16 protein-coding genes are annotated in these 16,877 nt (G+C 74.5%); all 16 read left to right on the top strand.

The window, feature by feature from the left end; genetic code table 11:
* Positions 1-58: 58 nt before the first annotated feature.
* The 16 genes from rpmI (at position 59) to tyrS (ending at position 16,309) form a co-directional block, all read left to right on the top strand.
* On the top strand, positions 59-253 hold the full coding sequence (rpmI, locus tag G9H72_RS11935) for a 50S ribosomal protein L35 (RefSeq protein ID WP_166171282.1): 195 nt from the start codon (positions 59-61) through the stop codon (positions 251-253).
* An 85-nt stretch (positions 254-338) separates the two neighbouring features.
* The gene (gene rplT / locus G9H72_RS11930) at positions 339-728 is read left to right on the top strand and encodes a 50S ribosomal protein L20 (protein WP_166171280.1); all 390 of its coding nucleotides are present in this window, start codon (positions 339-341) and stop codon (positions 726-728) included.
* A 117-nt stretch (positions 729-845) separates the two neighbouring features.
* Positions 846-1,667 (top strand): TrmH family RNA methyltransferase, encoded by an 822-nt coding sequence (locus G9H72_RS11925; RefSeq protein ID WP_331272227.1) that lies wholly within the window; start codon positions 846-848, stop codon positions 1,665-1,667.
* Between the two features lie 65 nt (positions 1,668-1,732).
* Positions 1,733-2,806, top strand: a complete 1,074-nt coding sequence (locus G9H72_RS11920) for an ATP-binding protein (RefSeq protein ID WP_331272226.1) — start codon at positions 1,733-1,735, stop codon at positions 2,804-2,806.
* Between the two features lie 98 nt (positions 2,807-2,904).
* A complete protein-coding gene (gene pheS / locus G9H72_RS11915) occupies positions 2,905-4,014 on the top strand; it encodes a phenylalanine--tRNA ligase subunit alpha (RefSeq protein ID WP_166171276.1) in 1,110 nt (369 codons plus the stop codon).
* Between the two features lies 1 nt (position 4,015).
* Positions 4,016-6,493, top strand: coding sequence for a phenylalanine--tRNA ligase subunit beta (gene pheT / locus G9H72_RS11910; RefSeq protein ID WP_166171274.1), 2,478 nt, complete (start codon positions 4,016-4,018; stop codon positions 6,491-6,493).
* 59 nt (positions 6,494-6,552) lie between these two features.
* A complete protein-coding gene (locus G9H72_RS11905) occupies positions 6,553-7,107 on the top strand; it encodes a DUF998 domain-containing protein (RefSeq protein WP_166171272.1) in 555 nt (184 codons plus the stop codon).
* Positions 7,108-7,160: 53 nt separating this feature from the next.
* Positions 7,161-8,204 (top strand): N-acetyl-gamma-glutamyl-phosphate reductase, encoded by a 1,044-nt coding sequence (gene argC, locus G9H72_RS11900; RefSeq protein ID WP_166171270.1) that lies wholly within the window; start codon positions 7,161-7,163, stop codon positions 8,202-8,204.
* Positions 8,201-9,352, top strand: a complete 1,152-nt coding sequence (gene argJ, locus G9H72_RS11895; protein WP_166171268.1) for a bifunctional glutamate N-acetyltransferase/amino-acid acetyltransferase ArgJ — start codon at positions 8,201-8,203, stop codon at positions 9,350-9,352. Before argC ends, argJ begins: the two co-directional genes overlap by 4 nt.
* Positions 9,349-10,236 carry an acetylglutamate kinase gene (argB, locus tag G9H72_RS11890; RefSeq protein ID WP_166171266.1) on the top strand — a complete coding sequence of 296 codons (888 nt, stop codon included), beginning with the start codon at positions 9,349-9,351 and terminating at the stop codon, positions 10,234-10,236. The genes argJ and argB overlap by 4 nt, the downstream gene beginning before the upstream one ends.
* A 47-nt stretch (positions 10,237-10,283) precedes the next feature.
* The gene (locus G9H72_RS11885; RefSeq protein ID WP_196791137.1) at positions 10,284-11,444 is read left to right on the top strand and encodes an acetylornithine transaminase; all 1,161 of its coding nucleotides are present in this window, start codon (positions 10,284-10,286) and stop codon (positions 11,442-11,444) included.
* On the top strand, positions 11,437-12,375 hold the full coding sequence (gene argF, locus G9H72_RS11880) for an ornithine carbamoyltransferase (protein WP_166171262.1): 939 nt from the start codon (positions 11,437-11,439) through the stop codon (positions 12,373-12,375). The genes G9H72_RS11885 and argF overlap by 8 nt, the downstream gene beginning before the upstream one ends.
* Entirely contained in the window at positions 12,372-12,899 is a 528-nt protein-coding gene (locus G9H72_RS11875; RefSeq protein ID WP_331272224.1) for an arginine repressor, read from the top strand. Before argF ends, G9H72_RS11875 begins: the two co-directional genes overlap by 4 nt.
* Positions 12,900-12,996: 97 nt before the next feature.
* Positions 12,997-14,409, top strand: a complete 1,413-nt coding sequence (gene argH, locus G9H72_RS11870; protein WP_166171260.1) for an argininosuccinate lyase — start codon at positions 12,997-12,999, stop codon at positions 14,407-14,409.
* Positions 14,391-15,056 (top strand): DNA-3-methyladenine glycosylase, encoded by a 666-nt coding sequence (locus tag G9H72_RS11865; protein ID WP_166171258.1) that lies wholly within the window; start codon positions 14,391-14,393, stop codon positions 15,054-15,056. The genes argH and G9H72_RS11865 overlap by 19 nt, the downstream gene beginning before the upstream one ends.
* A complete protein-coding gene (tyrS, locus tag G9H72_RS11860; protein WP_166171256.1) occupies positions 15,053-16,309 on the top strand; it encodes a tyrosine--tRNA ligase in 1,257 nt (418 codons plus the stop codon). Before G9H72_RS11865 ends, tyrS begins: the two co-directional genes overlap by 4 nt.
* Positions 16,310-16,877: the final 568 nt, after the last annotated feature.

The raw sequence follows: 16,877 nt of genomic DNA, 5'->3' as shown, positions 1-16,877 counted from the left end.
GGACGACGCCGGGGCGGGGTTGCAGCACGTACTGACGACCTTTGAGGAGACCGGCCCGATGCCGAAGAACAAGACCCACAGCGGGGCGAGCAAGCGCTTCCGCGTCACCGGAACCGGCAAGATCATGCGTCGTCAGGCGGGCCGCAACCACCTGCTCGAGCACAAGCCTTCGACGCTGACCCGTCGCCTGTTCGACGAGGTCGAGGTCGCCCCGGGTGACGCCAAGCGCATCAAGAAGATGCTCGGCCGCTGACGCCCTGCCGCTGACTCCGTAGCTCTTCCCCGTCCGACCCCGGCGGGTGGCGTGTGCCGCCCGCACTCTTGAGGAGAAGTTTTCCGTGGCACGCGTCAAGGCCGGCGTTCACTCGTCGAAGAAGCGCCGCACCGTCCTGGAGCAGGCGAGTGGTTACCGCGGGCAGCGCTCGCGGCTGTACCGGAAGGCGAAGGAGCAGGTCACCCACTCGCTCGTCTACGCCTACCGGGACCGCAAGAAGCGCAAGGGCGACTTCCGCCAGCTGTGGATCCAGCGCATCAACGCTGCGGCCCGCGAGCAGGGCATGACCTACAACCGCTTCATCCAGGGCCTCAAGGCCGCTGAGATCGAGGTCGACCGGCGCATGCTCGCCGAGCTGGCCGTCAACGACCCGGCTGCCTTCAAGGCGCTGGTCGACCTCGCTCGCGCCGCCCTCCCGGCCGCCGCTCCCGCGGCTGCCGAGAGCGCCGCCTGAGCCGGCCTCCTGTCGGCCCGGCCGGACCGCCACGCGCGCCGGCCGGGCCCGGAGAGCACTCGAGTGCCGAGCTCTGAGCCGCGCCCCGCGCGCGCGGGCGAGAGTCCCACGTCCCTGGTGACCTCCGCCCGCAGCCCGCGGGTCGCGGCAGCCCGCCGGTTGGCCAAGCGGTCGTTCCGCTCGGCCGACCGGCGTTTCCTCGCCGAGGGCCCGCAGGCGGTGCGCGAGGCGCTGGCCTGCACGCCCGACCGCGTCCTCGAGGTCCTCGTGACCGACGAGCTCGCCGGGCGGCTGCCCGAGCTGGTCGGCCTGGCCCGCGACGCACGCGTGCCGGTCATGCGCGTGACGGCAGACGTGCTGGCCTCGGTCGCGCAGACGGTGACCCCGCAGGGGGTGCTCGCCGTCTGCGGCTTCGTCGACGTCCCGCTCGAGCAGGCGCTGTCCGCCGGCGCGCGGCTGGTCGCCGTCCTCGCCAACGTGCGCGACCCCGGCAACGCCGGCACCGTGCTCCGCGCGGCCGACGCCGCGGGGGCCGACGCCGTCGTGCTCACCGACGCGTCCGTGGACGTCTACAACGGCAAGTGCGTGCGTGCGACCGCAGGCAGCCTCTTCCACCTGCCCGTCGTCGCGGGCGCCCCCGCGGCGGCCGCCTTCGACGCGCTGCGCGCAGCCGGCCTGCGGGTGGTGGCCGCGGACGGCAAGGGCCGCGACCTCGACCTCGCCGACCGCGACGGCGACCTCGCCGGCCCGACCGCCTGGGTCTTCGGCAACGAGGCCTGGGGGCTGCCGGACGCGCTCCTGGACATGTCCGACGACGTGCTCGCCGTGCCCATCCACGGCCGGGCCGAGAGCCTGAATCTCGCCACCGCCGCCGCTGTCTGCCTGTACGCCTCGGCGCGCGCCCAGCGCGCCCTGCCTGCGCCGCCCTCCGGACACTGACCGTGCGGGCAGGGGAGTCGGAGCGGCACTCGTCCACGACCGCCTCCGGACCGTACGATTCGGGCGTGCCGGAGCATCTCGAGCCTGCTCCCGATCCAGGCGTCGGCCTGGCGCCCGACGACCTGCCCGACGGTCTCGTCGTCGCGGACGCCACGGGGCGCGTCGTCGTGTTCAACGCCGCCGCCGAGCACATGACCGGGTCCCGCGCCGCCGACGTGCTCGGGCGTCCGCTCGAGGACGCCCTGCCGCTCGCCGACCGCGACGGCAAGGTCTGGTGGAGCTGCGCGGCGCCCTACACCGGCCTCGCGATACGCACCGGCTTCGGGGAACGGACCCTGCAGCTGCCCGACGGCCGGGAGGTGCTGGTGAGCGGTCGCTACGTCCGCGAGCAGCGCCTCGGCCCCGTCGCGCGCGTGGTCGTCTCGATGCGCTGCACGCGGGTCCGCGAGCGCGAGGAGCTCAGCCGTGCCGAGCTCGTGTCCACGGTCGCGCACGAGCTGCGCTCACCGCTGACCTCGGTGAAGGGCTTCACCGCGACGCTGCTCAAGCGCTGGGACCGTTTCACCGACGAGCAGAAGCGGCTCATGCTCGAGACCGTCGAGGCGGACGCCGACCGGGTCACCCGGCTCATCACCGAGCTGCTGGACACCGCGCGCATCGACTCGGGACGGCTGCAGCTGCGCAAGGAGCCGGTGGACCTGCCGGCGGCCGTCGCGCGCCACGTCGCCGGGCTCGTCGCGGCCGGCGCCGAGGAGGCGCGCTTCGTGGTCGAGGTGGCCCCGGGCCTCGGCGAGCTCTGGGCCGACCGCGACAAGCTCGACCAGGTTCTCTCCAACTTGCTGGAGAACGCGCTCCGCCACGGCGAGGGGAAGGTGACGGTGCGGGTGGAGCCCGCCGCGGGCGCCGGCACCGCGCTGACCGTCATCGACGAGGGCGAGGGCGTGCCGCTCGAGATGCGCCAGCGGGTGTTCACCAAGTTCTGGCGGACCGGGCGGCGCGGCGGCACGGGCCTCGGGCTCTACATCGTGCGCGGCCTCGTCGAGGCGCACGGCGGGCAGATCGCCATCGACACCGCGCCCTCGGGCGGAGCGCTGTTCCGGGTCGAGCTGCCCGCGGGCGTGCCCGACTTCGAGCTCTGAGCACGCGCCCCACCCCGTCCTTCCTCTGACTCCCGCTCCGTGCGGCGGCCGCTGTCGGCCGCCCGCCGTAGTCACGGCGCTCACTAGACTTGCGCACCGTGTCCGCCCCGAACCGTTCCTTCGACCCGGTGGAAGTGAGCTCCTTGCACGCTGACGAGGTCGCGCGCATGCGCGACGAGGCGCTGGCGGCCTTCACGGCGGCTGGAGGCCTCGACGCGCTCCACGCCGCGAAGGTCGCGCACCTCGGCGACCGTTCCCCGCTGCGGCTCGCGCGCGCCGAGGTCGGCGCGCTGCCACCGCAGGCCCGCGCCGACGCCGGCAAGCGTGTCGGCGGCGCGCTCAAGGCCGTCGAGGAGGCGTACGCCGCGCGCCGGCAGGTCCTCGAGGCCGAGCGCGACGCGCGCGTGCTGGTCGAGGAGGCGGTCGACGTCACGCTGCCGTGGGACCGGCGCCCCGTCGGGGCGCGGCACCCCCTGACCACGCTTCCCGAGCGGATCGTCGACGTGTTCGTCGGCATGGGGTGGGACGTCGCCGAGGGGCCCGAGGCCGAGGCCGAGTGGTTCAACTTCGACGCGCTCAACTTCAAGCCCGACCACCCGGCGCGGGCGATGCAGGACACGTTCTTCGTGGGTGCCCCCGACAGCGGGGTCGTGCTCCGGACGCACACCTCGCCGGTGCAGGCGCGGACGATGCTCGAGCGCAAGCCGCCGATCTACGTCGTCTGCCCGGGCCGAACCTTCCGGACGGACGAGCTGGACGCCACGCACACGCCCGTCTTCAACCAGGTCGAGGGGCTCGCCGTCGACAAGGGGCTGACGATGGCCCACCTGCGCGGCACCCTGGACGCCTTCGCCGAATCCATGTTCGGCGAAGGCGTGATCACCCGTCTGCGTCCTCACTTCTTCCCGTTCACGGAGCCGTCCGCCGAGGTCGACCTGCGCTGCTGGGTCTGCCACGGCGCCTCGGTGGGCGACCCCGCCAACCCCTGCCGTACCTGCAAGTCCGAGGGCTGGGTCGAGTGGGGCGGCTGCGGCATGGTCAACCCGCGCGTCCTCGTCGCCTGCGGGCTCGACCCCGACGTCTACACCGGTTTCGCCTTCGGCATGGGCATCGAGCGGACCCTCATGTCCCGGCACAACGGCCAGGACATGCGCGACATGGTGGAGGGCGACGTGCGCTTCACCCTTCCTTTCGGACTGGAGGTCTGACGTGCGGGTGCCGCTGTCGTGGCTGCGGGAGCACGTCGACATCCCCGCCGGGCACAGTGCTCGTGAGGTCGCCGAGCGCCTCGTCCGCGCCGGGCTCGAGGTCGAGGGCATCGAGCCCGTCGGTGACGTCTCCGGCCCGGTCGTGGTCGGCCAGGTCCTCGAGTTCGTCGAGGAGCCGCAGAAGAAGAAGACGATCCGTTGGTGCCAGGTGCGCGTCGCCGAGGGCGAGGAGCCGCGGGGCATCGTCTGCGGGGCGTCCAACTTCGCCGTCGGGGACAAGGTCGTCGTCTCGCTGCCCGGCGCGGTGCTCCACGGCGGTTTCGCAATCGCCGCCCGCAAGACGTACGGCCACGTCAGCGACGGCATGATCTGCTCCTCCACCGAGCTGGGCGTCGGGGACGACGGCACCGAGGGCATCGTCGTCCTGCCCGAGGACGCGCCCGTCGGGGCCGACGCGGCCGACTACCTGAAGCTGCGCGACGAGGTCCTCGACATCACGCCGACCCCCGACCGTGGCTACGCGCTGTCGGTGCGCGGCATCGCGCGCGAGCTCGCGGCGGCGTACTCCGTGCCGCTGCGCGACCCCGCAGACGTCGAGCCGGCGACGAGCGAGGGCCCGGCATGGCCGGTGCGCGTCGAGGACGGCGCCGCCTGCGACCGCTTCGTCGCGCGCGGGATCGTCGGGCTCGACCCGGAGCGCCCCTCGCCCGCGTGGATGACGCGCCGCCTGGCGCTCGCCGGCATGCGGTCGGTCAGCCTGGCCGTCGACGTCACGAACTACGTGATGCTCGAGCTCGGCCAGCCGCTGCACGCCTACGACATGCGCCGGCTGCAGGGCGCGATCGTCGTACGCCGGGCTCTGCCCGACGAGCGCATCGAGACCCTCGACGGCACGAAGCGGGCACTGGACCCGGATGACCTGGTCATCTCCGACGAGAGCGGCGCCATCGGCGTCGCCGGGGTCATGGGCGGCGCGTCGACCGAGATCTCGGCCGCCACCACCGACATCGTGCTCGAGGCCGCTCACTTCGACGCCGCGGTCGTGTCCCGGGGCAGCCGGCGGCACGGGCTGCTCAGCGAGGCCTCGCGCCGGTTCGAGCGGGGCGTCGACCCGGCCCTGCCGCCCGTCGCGGCCCAGCGGGCGGTGGACCTGCTCGTCGAGCTCGGCGGCGCGACGGCGGAGGACGGCGTGACCGACGCCGGGACGCCCGTCCTGCCGGCGCAGCTGCGCATGCCGGCCGACCTGCCCGGCCGTGTCGTCGGCGTGGGCTACACCACGGACGAGGTGCTCGCCGCCCTCCGGGCCGTGGGCTGCACGGTCACCGCGGAGGGCGAGGACCTGCTCGTCACACCGCCGTCCTGGCGGGGGGACCTCGCCGGGCCGTACGACCTGGTCGAGGAGGTGGCGCGGCTCGACGGGTACGACCGCATCCCGTCGGTCCTGCCGCTGCCGCCGGCGAGCGCCGGGCTCACCGAGCAGCAGCGGGCACGCCGCCGGGTCGGCCGCGCGCTGGCCGGGGCCGGCCTCGTCGAGGCCCCGAGCTACCCCTTCATCGGCGAGGCGGACCTCGAGGCGCTCGGCCTCGCCGCGGACGACCCCCGACGCCGGACGCTGCACCTGGCGAACCCGATCTCGGCCGAGCAGCCGGCGCTGCGCACCACGCTGCTGCCCGGGCTGCTCGCGGCGCTGCGGCGCAACGTCGCCCGCGGCGCGGTCGACGTGGCGCTCTTCGAGACCGGCCTGGTCTTCCGCGTCGACGACGGGCCGCTGCCGCAGGCTCCCCGCCTCGGCGTGGACGCCCGTCCCAGCGACGAGCAGCTCGCCGCGCTCGACGCGGCCCTGCCCCGCCAGCCGCGGCGGGTGGGGGCGGTGCTCGCCGGCAACCTGCGCCGGCCGGGCTGGTGGGGGCCGGGCGAGCCCGCGCTCTGGGCCGACGCGATCGAGGCCGCGCGGACGGTCGCGTCCGCCGTCGGCGTCACCCTGGACGTACGCGCCGACGAGCACGCGCCGTGGCACCCGGGGCGCTGTGCCGCGCTCCTGGTCGGCGGCACGGTCGTCGGACACGCCGGCGAGCTGCACCCGCGGGTGGTCGAGGCGCTCGGCGTGCCGGAGCGGACCTGCGCGATGGAGCTCGACCTCGACCTGCTCATGGCCGACCTGCCCGGCCCGGTGCCCGCGCCGCGGCTGTCGGCCTACCCCGTGGCCACCCAGGACGTGGCGCTCGTGGTCGACACCACGGTGCCGGCCGCCGCCGTCGAGGCCGCGCTGCGCGCCGGGGCGGGGGGCCTGCTGGAGCAGGTGCGCCTCTTCGACGTCTACAAGGGCGCCGGGATCGCGGAGGGCCAGCGCTCGCTCGCGTACCGGCTGTGGCTCCGGGCCGAGGACCGCACGCTGACGGCCGAGGAGGCGTCGCAGGCGCGGGACGCGGCGGTCGCCGAGGCCGGTCGTCGGACCGGCGCGGTGCTGCGCGGCGCGTGAGCCTGCGGCGACGGCTGCGGGGTGAGCCGTCCCCACGAGGCGGTGCGGCAGCCTGGGCCGTGGCCTCCGCCGCCGCCGCGCCGGTGCTGCTCGTCGGTGGGTGGACGCTGGCTGCGGCCCGGCAGCCCGACGGCTTCGACGCCGTGCGGGGCTCGATCAGCGCGCTGGCGGGCGCCGGCGCGGCCGACGCCTGGGTGATGACGGGTGCTCTGGCCGGGCTGGGCGCGTGCCACCTCGTCACGGCGAGCGGGCTGCGGGCGGCCCCGGCCGCCGCGCGCGCGGGCCTCGCCCTGGGCGGGCTGGCCACCTTCGCGGTCGCCGCGACCCCGCTCCCGGCCGAGGGCGGCTCCGGCGCCCACGCGGTCGCGGCGGTGGTGGCCTTCGGCGCGCTCGCTGCCTGGCCGGCGCTCGGCCGGCGCAGCCCGGTCGTACGCCTCCTCCGGCCACTGCCCGCGGCCGCCGCCGCTGCCGCGCTGGGCGCGCTCGTCCTGTGGGTCGGCCAGCAGGCGGTGACCGGCGGCGCAGCTCTCGGGCTGTCCGAGCGGGCCGCCGCCGGCGCGCAGGCCGTCTACCCGCTGCTCGTCGTGCTTTCCGCCCGCGCCCGCCGGGCCTGACGAGGGGCCCGCGCCGTTCTGCATGACCATGCGTCATCCGGTATGATCTCGCCATGGGTCTCACCGTTGCCGTCACGGGCGCGAGCGGGTATGCCGGGGGTGAGCTGCTGCGGCTGCTCGCCGGGCATCCCGAGCTCGACGTCACGACCGTCACCGCCGCGAGCTCGGCGGGCACGCCGCTCGCCGCGGCGCACCCGCACCTCGCGGGAGCGCGCGGGCTGGGCGACCTGGTGCTGCGACCCACCGACCCGGCCGAGCTGGCCGGGCACGACGTGGTCTTCCTGGCCATGCCGCACGGGCAGTCGGCGGCCGTCGCCCGCGAGCTCGAGGGCAGCGGCGCCCTGGTCGTCGACCTGGGCGCCGACCACCGGCTCACCGACCCGGGCACGTGGGAGTCCTACTACGGCGGGGCGCACGCCGGCACCTGGCCGTACGGCCTGCCCGAGCTGCCCGGGCAGCGCCAGCTCCTGCGCGGCGCGCGGCGGATCGCTGCCCCCGGCTGCTACCCGACCTCCGTGGCGCTCGGCCTCGCCCCGGTGCTCGCCGCCGGCCTGGTCGCGGCGCAGGACGTCGTCGTGGTCGCCGCGAGCGGCACCTCCGGCGCCGGTCGCTCGGCCAAGGTCGCCCTGCTCGGCTCCGAGGTCATGGGCGCGGTCTCGGCCTACAAGGCCGGCGGCGCGCACCAGCACACCCCCGAGATGGAGCAGACCCTGACGACCGCCGCCGGCAGCCCGGTGACGCTGTCGTTCACGCCGCTGCTGGCCCCGATGCCGCGCGGCATCCTGGCGACCTGCACCGCGGCCCTGAGGCCCGAGGTCACCACGGCGCAGCTGCGCGAGGCGCTGCAGGCGGCCTATGCGGACGAGCCGTTCGTGACGCTGCTGCCCGAGGGCGTGTGGCCGACCACCGCGGCCACCGCGGGCTCGAACTCTGCGCACGTGCAGGCCGCTGCGGACACCCACGCGGGCCGCGCGGTCGTGACGGTCGCGATCGACAACCTCGGAAAGGGCGCCGCCGGCCAGGCCCTCCAGTGCGCCAACATCGCGCTCGGCCTTCCCGAGGAGTGCGGCCTCTCCGTCGTGGGGGCCGCGCCGTGAGCGTGACCGCTGCTTCGGGGTTCCGCGCTTCCGGTGTCACCGCCGGGCTGAAGCCCAGCGGCACCCCGGACGTCGCCCTCGTGGTCAACGACGGGCCGTCCCACGGCGCGGCTGCCGTCTTCACCGCCAACCGCTGCAAGGCGCACCCGGTCACGTGGAGCCAGCAGGTCGTGTCGGACGGCCGGGTCGACGCGGTGCTGCTCAACTCCGGGGGCGCCAACTGCTACACCGGAAGCCAGGGCTTCCTGACCGTCCACCGGTCCGCAGAGCTCGTGGCCGAGCTCACCGGGCTCAGCGCCGGGGACGTGGTCGTCTGCTCCACCGGGCTCATCGGGCAGCAGCTCGACCTGGTCCGGCTGCTCGCCGGGACCGAGGCGGCAGCCGGTGCCCTCGCGTCGGACGGCGGCCCGGCCGCGGCCCGCGCGATCATGACGACGGACACCCGCCCGAAGGAGGCGCTCGTCGCCGGCCAGGGCTGGGTGGTCGGCGGCATGGCCAAGGGCGCCGGGATGCTGGCGCCCGCGCTCGCGACCATGCTCGTGGTCATCACGACCGACGCCGACGTGGACGCGGAGACGTGCGACCGCGCCCTGCGGGCGGCCACCAGGGTCACCTTCGACCGGCTCGACTCCGACGGGTGCATGTCGACCAACGACACCGTCCTGCTGATGGCGAGTGCCGCTTCCGGGATCGCGCCTTCCTACGACGAGTTCGCCGAGGCCGTGCGCGTGCTCTGCGCGGACCTCGCGCGGCAGCTGCTCGCGGACGCCGAGGGGGCAAAGCACGACATCTCCATCGAGGTGGTCGGCGCCGCCTCGGAGGAGGACGGGCTCGAGGTCGGCCGGGCGGTCGCGCGCAGCAACCTGCTCAAGTGCGCGATCTACGGCGAGGACCCCAACTGGGGCCGGGTGCTGGCCGCCGTCGGCACGACAGGGGCGCAGTTCGACCCCCAGGAGGTCGACGTGTCCTTCCAAGGCGTCAAGGTGTGCATCGCCGGCGAGCCGGGGGAGCCGCGCGAGCTGGTGCGGTTCGACGGGCGCGACGTCGCGATCCGCATCGACCTGCACGCGGGGGCGGAGTCGGTGACGGTGTGGACCAACGACTTAACCGTCGACTACGTCCACGAGAATTCGGCGTACTCCACGTGAGCGCGGTCTCCCGCGACCGCGCGGCCGCGCTCTCCAAGGCCGCGACCCTCGTCGAGGCGCTGCCCTGGCTCAAGCGCTTCGCCGGCCGCACCGTCGTCATCAAGTACGGCGGCAACGCGATGACCAACGAGACGCTCAAGGCCTCGTTCGCAGCCGACGTCGTCTTCCTGCGCCACGCCGGCCTGCGGCCCGTCGTCGTCCACGGCGGCGGGCCTCAGGTCACCGCCGCGCTCGACCGGCTGGGCATCGAGACCGTCTTCACCGGCGGCCTGCGGGTCACGACCCCGGAGGCGATGGACGTCGTCCGGATGGTCCTGGTCGGCCAGGTGCAGCGCGAGGTCGTCGGCCTCGTCAACGCCCACGGCTCCTTCGCGGTCGGGCTCTCCGGCGAGGACGCCCGGCTCTTCACGGCCGAGCGGACCATGCCGGTGGTCGACGGCGAGCCCGTCGACGTCGGGCTCGTCGGCGACATCGTCCGGGTCGAGCCCGAGGTGGTCGAGGCGCTGCTCGACGACGGACGCATCCCGGTGGTCACCAGCGTCGCGCGCGGGGACGCGGGCGAGGTCTACAACGTCAACGCAGACATCGCGGCCGCCGCGCTCGCGGTGGCCCTTCAGGCGGAGAAGCTCGTCGTCCTGACCGACGTCGAGGGCCTCTACGCCGACTGGCCCAGCACCGACGAGGTGCTCAGCTCGGTGGACGCGGACTCGCTGGAGGCAATGCTGCCGACGCTGTCGTCGGGAATGGTCCCCAAGATGCAGGCCTGCCTGCGGGCGGTCCGGGGCGGCGTGTCCAAGGCGCACGTGCTCGACGGTCGCGTCCCCCATTCCCTGCTGCTCGAAGTGTTCACCGACGAAGGCGTCGGGACGGAGGTCACCCCGTGAGCCCCAGCCAAGCCCGCTCCGGTGTCGAGCGGTGGTCGTCGGCCGTCATGCCGACCTACGCGACGCCCGGCATCACCCTGGTCCGCGGCGCAGGTGCCGTCGTCGAGGACGACACCGGGCGCAGCTACGTCGACCTCATCGCAGGCATCGCGACGAACGTGCTCGGCCACGCCCATCCGGCGGTCGTCGCGGCGGTCACGGAGCAGGTCGGCCTGCTCGGCCACACGTCGAACCTCTACGCCAACCTCCCGTCGATCACGCTCGCCGAGCGGCTGCTCGGGCTGCTCGGCCGCGAGGGCAAGGTCTTCTTCTGCAACTCGGGCGCCGAGGCCAACGAGGCCGCGCTCAAACTGACCCGGCGCACCGGGCGCACCAAGGTCGTGGCGGCGTACGGCTCCTTCCACGGCCGCACCATGGGCGCCCTGGCGCTCACCGGGCAGCCGCTGAAGCAGGAGCCCTTCGCCCCGCTGGTCCCAGGTGTGGCTCACGTGGACTACGGCGACGTGGCGGCCCTGCGCCGTGCCGTCGACGACGCGACGGCCGCGGTGTTCCTCGAGCCGGTGCAGGGGGAGGGCGGCGTGCTGCCCGCGCCCCCCGGCTACCTCGAGGCCGCGCGGGAGATCACCACGGCCGCCGGGGCCCTGCTCGTGCTCGACGAGGTGCAGACCGGCATCGGGCGCACCGGTGCCTGGTTCGCGCATCAGGCGTCGGGCGTCCGCCCCGACGTCGTCACCCTCGCGAAGGGGCTGGGCGGTGGCCTGCCGCTCGGCGCCTGCATCGGCCTGGGCGAGGCGGCGGCGCTGCTGCGCCCCGGCGACCATGCGAGCACCTTCGGGGGCAATCCCGTCACGTGCGCGGCCGGACTGGCCGTGCTCGACACGGTGGAGGCCGACGACTTGTGCTCGCGGGCCAAGGCGCTCGGGCACCGGCTGGCCGCCGGCGTCGAGTCGCTCGGGCACCCGCTCGTGTCAGGGGTACGCGGCGACGGGCTCCTGCTCGGCATCACGCTGTCCGCGCGCGTGGCACCCCTCCTCGTCGACGCGCTGCGTGGAGCCGGCTTCCTCGTCAACGCCGTCGCGCAGGACGTGATCCGGCTGGCGCCGCCGCTGGTCCTCACCGACGAGCAGGCCGACGCCTTCCTGGCCGCCCTTCCTGCTGCCCTCGATGCCGCCACTGATGCTGCCGCCCAGGAGGCCGCGAATGTCTGAGCAGACGACCGTCCGGCACTTCCTGCGCGACGACGACCTGTCCCCGGCCGAGCAGGCCGAGGTCCTCGACCTGGCCGCCGCGCTGAAGAGGGACCGCTTCGCCGCCCGCCCGCTGGAAGGCCCGCGCAGCGTGGCGGTGATCTTCGACAAGCCGTCGACCCGCACCCGGGTGTCGTTCTCGGTGGGCGTCGCCGAGCTCGGTGGCTACCCCCTCGTCATCGACTCGGCGGGAAGCCAGCTGGGTCGCGGCGAGCCGGTGGCGGACACGGCACGGGTCCTGGACCGGCAGGTCGCGGCCATCGTCTGGCGGACCTTCGCCCAGAGCGACCTCGAGGCGGTGGCCGCCGCCAGCCGGGTGCCCGTGGTCAACGCGCTCACCGACGAGTTCCACCCCTGCCAGCTGCTAGCCGACCTGCTCACCGTCCGCGAGCGCCACGGGCGGCTGGCCGGGGTCACCCTGGCGTACCTCGGCGACGGGGCCAACAACATGGCCCACAGCTATCTGCTCGCCGGTGCCACCGCCGGCATGCACGTGCGCATCGCCTGCCCTGAGGGGTTCGACCCGGACCAGGCCGTGCTGGCCCGCGCCCACGAGATCGCGGCGCAGACGGGCGGCTCCGTCGCGCACGTCCGGGACGCCGCCCACGCCGCGGAGGGCGCGGACGTCCTGGCCACCGACACATGGGTGTCCATGGGGCAGGAGGGCGAGGCGGGCTCCCGCGCCGGGGTCTTCGAGCCGTTCGCGGTCACCGAGCAGCTGATGCGCATCTCCGCGGCCGGCAGCATCGTGCTGCACTGCCTGCCCGCCTACCGGGGCAAGGAGATCGAGGCGGCGGTGATCGACGGCCCCCGCAGCGCCGTGTGGGACGAGGCGGAGAACCGGCTGCACGCGCAGAAGGCCCTGCTCACCTGGCTGCTGGAGCGGGCGTGAGCGTCCCACAGACGAAGGCGGCACGACACCGTCGCATCGTCGACCTGCTGGGGCGCAACAACGTCCGCTCGCAGCCGGAGCTCGCCAAGCTGCTCGCCGCCGACGGGCTCGTCGTCACCCAGGCCACGCTCTCCCGTGACCTCGACGAGCTCGGAGCGGTGAAGGTCCGTTCAGGAGACGGGGAGCTGGTGTACGCCGTGCCCGGCGAGGGCGGCGACCGTACCCCGCGTGCCGCGGCCGACCGGGCCGCCCTGGACGCCCGGCTGCTGCGCACGCTCAACGACCTGCTCGTCTCGGCCGACGCGTCCGGCACCCTCGCCGTGCTGCGCACCCCTCCCGGCGGGGCGAACCTGCTCGCGTCCGCGCTCGACGCGGCCCAGCTGCCCGACGTGCTCGGCACCGTGGCCGGCGACGACACCGTCCTCGTGGTCTCCCGTGGCGCCGACGGCGGGGCGGCGGTGGCCGACCGGCTGCTGACGCTGGCCGGCGAGGCACGTCCCGACCCGGCCCGTCACCTCGCCTGACCGCGCAGCCGACCGCGTGCGCAAGACTTCCGCCCCATGCACCGCAGAAGGAGAGACCGTTGACCAGCGAGCAGACCCCGGTCCTGGAGGGGGCGCAGTGACCGAGGCCCCCCGGCGCCTGTGGGGCGGCCGGTTCGCCAGCGGGCCCGCCGACGCCCTCGCGCAGCTCTCGGTCAGCGTCCAGTTCGACTGGCGCCTCGCGCCGTACGACCTGCTCGGCTCCAAGGCGCACGCCCGCGTGCTGCACCGGGCGGGCCTCCTCGATGACGACGAGCTCGGGCGCATGCTGGAGGCGCTCGACGGGCTGGCCGCCGACGTGGCGTCCGGCGCGTTCCGGCCGACCGTCGACGACGAGGACGTCCACACGGCCCTCGAGCGCGGGCTGCTCGAGCGGCTCGGCGCGCTCGGCGGCAAGCTGCGCGCCGGGCGCAGTCGCAACGACCAGGTGGCCACGGACCTCCGGCTCTACCTGCGGGACGCGGCCCGCCAGCTGGTCGCGCGCATCGCCGAGCTCGAGACGTCCCTGATCGGCCTCGCCGAGCGCAACATCGACGTGCCGGCCCCGGGGATGACGCACCTGCAGCACGCGCAGCCAGTGCTCCTCGCCCACCAGCTGCTGGCCCACGTCCACCCGCTCGCCCGCGACGTCGACCGGCTGCGCGACTGGGACGAGCGGGCCGCCTGGTCACCGCTGGGCGCGGGCGCGCTCGCCGGGTCCTCCCTGCCGCTGGACCCGGAGGCCACCGCGCGCGAGCTCGGCTTCCGCGGGGCTATCCCGAACAGCATCGACGCCGTCAGCGACCGTGACTTCGTCGCGGAGTTCCTCTTCGTCGCGGCGCTGCTCGGGGTGCACCTGTCGCGGCTCGGCGAGGAGCTCTGCCTCTGGGCGACGTCGGAGTTCGGCTGGGTGCGGCTCGACGACGCCTTCTCGACGGGCTCGTCGATCATGCCGCAGAAGAAGAACCCCGACATCGCCGAGCTCGCCCGTGGCAAGGCCGGGCGGCTCATCGGGCACGTGACCGGCGTGCTGGCCATGCTCAAGGGCCTGCCGCTCGCCTACGACCGGGACATGCAGGAGGACAAGGAGCCGGCTTTCGACGCCGTCGAGCAGCTGCTCCTCGTGATCCCGGCGCTCGCCGGGATGGTCGCCACCCTGCGGGTCGACGCAGTGCGGCTGGAGGCGACCACGCCGACCGGGCATGCGCTGGCGACCGACGTCGCCGAGTGGCTCGTGCGCCGGGGGGTCCCGTTCCGGGACGCGCACGAGATCTCCGGAAGCCTCGTGCAGCTGTGCGACTCGCGTGGCATCGAGCTGTGGGAGCTGGACGACGCCGACTTCGAGGCGGTGGACCCCCGGCTGGACGCCACGGTGCGGTCAGTCCTCTCGGTCCGCGGGGCGCTCGAGGCCCGCTCCGCCGTCGGCGGGACCGCCCCTGCGCGCGTCGCCGAGCAGTTGGCGGCGCTCGCCGCCGGGGCCAGCGAGCACGCTGCATGGGCGACGCGGGACTGACCGCCTTCCGGCGGGAGACGCTGCGGGGGCCGGCGCCCGAGGTGGCGCCGGCCCTGCTCGGCGCCCTGCTCGTCAGCGACACCGAGGCCGGGCGGGTAGCGGTGCGCCTCACCGAGGTGGAGGCGTACGCGGGGGAGGCCGACCCCGGCTCCCACGCCTTCCGCGGGCGTACCCCGCGCAACGACGTCATGTTCGGCGATGCCGGCTTCCTGTACGTCTACTTCACCTACGGCATGCACTGGTGCGCCAACGTGGTGTGCGGGGTCGAGGGCACCGCGTCGGCCGTCCTCCTGCGGGCGGGCGAGATCGTCGTCGGCCCGGAGCTCGCGCGTACGCGGCGGCGGGCCTCCCGCGCCGACGTCGACCTGGCGCGCGGCCCCGCGCGGCTCTGTGCCGCCCTCGGGGTCGACGGGTCGGCGTACGGCCTGGACCTGCTCGCCCCGGCCTCACCGGTCCGCCTGCTCGCGCCGGCCTCGCCCGTGCCGGCTGCGGCAGTGGCGACCGGGCCGCGAGTGGGGGTCACCGCCGGGGCCGACACCCCGTGGCGCTTCTGGGTCGGCGGTGACCCGACGGTCGGCGCCTACCGCAGGCATGCGCCCCGCCGCCGGACGGCCGGTCCCACGGGTGCGGGATCATCGACGCCATGAGCGCCATCCTCGACGACCTGCGTGCCCGCGGGCTGCTCGCCCAGACGACCGACATCGACGCCCTCTCGGCGGCGCTCGGGGCCGGGCAGGTGACGTTCTACACCGGCTTCGACCCCACCGCCGCCAGCCTGCACGTCGGGCACCTCATGCAGGTGCTCACGATGCGCCGGTTCCAGATCGCCGGGCACCGGCCGCTGGCTCTCGTCGGCGGCGCGACGGGGCTGATCGGAGACCCGAAGCCCACGGCGGAGCGCGTGCTCAACGACCCTTCCGTGGTCGCGGGGTGGGTGGGGCACATCCGCGGCCAGATCGAGCGCTTCCTGGACTTCGACGGGCCGGCTGCGGCCACCATGGTCAACAACCTCGACTGGACGTCCCAGCTCTCGGCGATCGACCTGCTCCGCGACCTGGGCAAGCACTTCAGCGTCAACCGGATGCTCGACAAGGAGGCCGTGAGCGCGCGCCTGGCGACCGGTATCTCCTACACCGAGTTCAGCTACCAGATCCTGCAGGCCAACGACTACCTCGAGCTCTTCCGCCGGGAGGGCTGCACGCTCCAGCTCGGCGGCAGCGACCAGTGGGGCAACATCACCGCCGGCGCGGACCTCATCCGCCGGGTCGAGGGGGGCCACGCGCACGCCCTGACGACGAACCTGCTGCTCAAGTCCGACGGGACCAAGTTCGGCAAGACCGAGGGCGGCGCCGTGTGGCTGGACCCGGCGCTCACCAGCCCGTACGCGTTCTACCAGTTCTGGCTGAACTCGGACGACCGGGACGTGCCGACGCTGCTGCGCTACCTCTCGTTCCGTCCGTTGGAGGAGATCGAGGCGCTAGAGGCCGAGACGCGGGACAAGCCGGCCGCCAGGGCCGGTCAACGCGCGCTGGCCGAGGAGCTCACCACACTGGTGCACGGCGGCGACCAGTGCGTGGCGGTGATCGACGCCAGCCGCGCTCTCTTCGGGCAGGGCGAGCTCGCTGCCCTTGACGCGGCAACGCTGCAGTCCGCTCTGGCCGAGCTGCCCCGGGCGGCCGCGTCGCGCCCGCTGCCACTCGTCGTCGAGCTGCTCGCGAGCTCCGGGCTGTGCAAGAGCCGTTCGGAGGCTCGGCGCGCGGTGCAGGAGGGCGGGGCGTACGTGAACAACGTGCGGGTGGCCGACGTCGATGCGACGCTGCGGGCGGAGGACCTGCTGCACGGGCGCTGGGCGGTGCTTCGCCGGGGCAAGCGCTCGCTGGCCGCGGTCGAGCTCGACTGAGCCGGCGCTGGGGGGCGGGGCAGCCGTGACGGGGGTCACGTGGACCGCGCTTTGCGTTCACGGTCCCGTGTGCGCTAAGTTTGCTCCTCGGCTCGCTGAGCGACGGACACGGGAAGTGGCCGCGGTGGCGGGCCGGACGGGACCACGGGACCGGCTGGCGCCGGTGCGAAGCGTTCGTCATGACAACAAGAACCTTGAGTCGGCGCCGGTGACGACGTCCGGCCGGTCGTGCCAGGAAGCGCTCGCTTCCGGGCAGAGCGCCGCGGAATCCTTGCGCTGGTGAGGACTTCGCACCGGAGGAACTGCTAAAGTTTCTCCCAGAACAGCCGAGCAAGACCTTCCGGGAATTGAGCGGCTGTTCTCCGGTGAAGCTCCATCAGGAGCGACCCCGGGGCCGGGCAAGAGACGCTGTATGGTTCTCGGGCACGGCAGGAAGAACCGAAGCGGTGCCGAAAGGCCGGCCGCGGGGAGCGGGAGAGTGTGATAAGCTCTCCGAGCAAGAACGGAGAGGCGAGGCCCGGGAGGGTGGAGCTGATCCGGTGGGAATGAGCCTCGTGCCCGGGGTGTT

This window comes from Motilibacter aurantiacus (assembly GCF_011250645.1).
GTDB lineage: Bacteria > Actinomycetota > Actinomycetes > Motilibacterales > Motilibacteraceae > Motilibacter_A > Motilibacter_A aurantiacus.
Note: the sequence above shows the minus strand (reverse complement) of the source record. Positions and strands in the feature narration are given on the sequence as shown.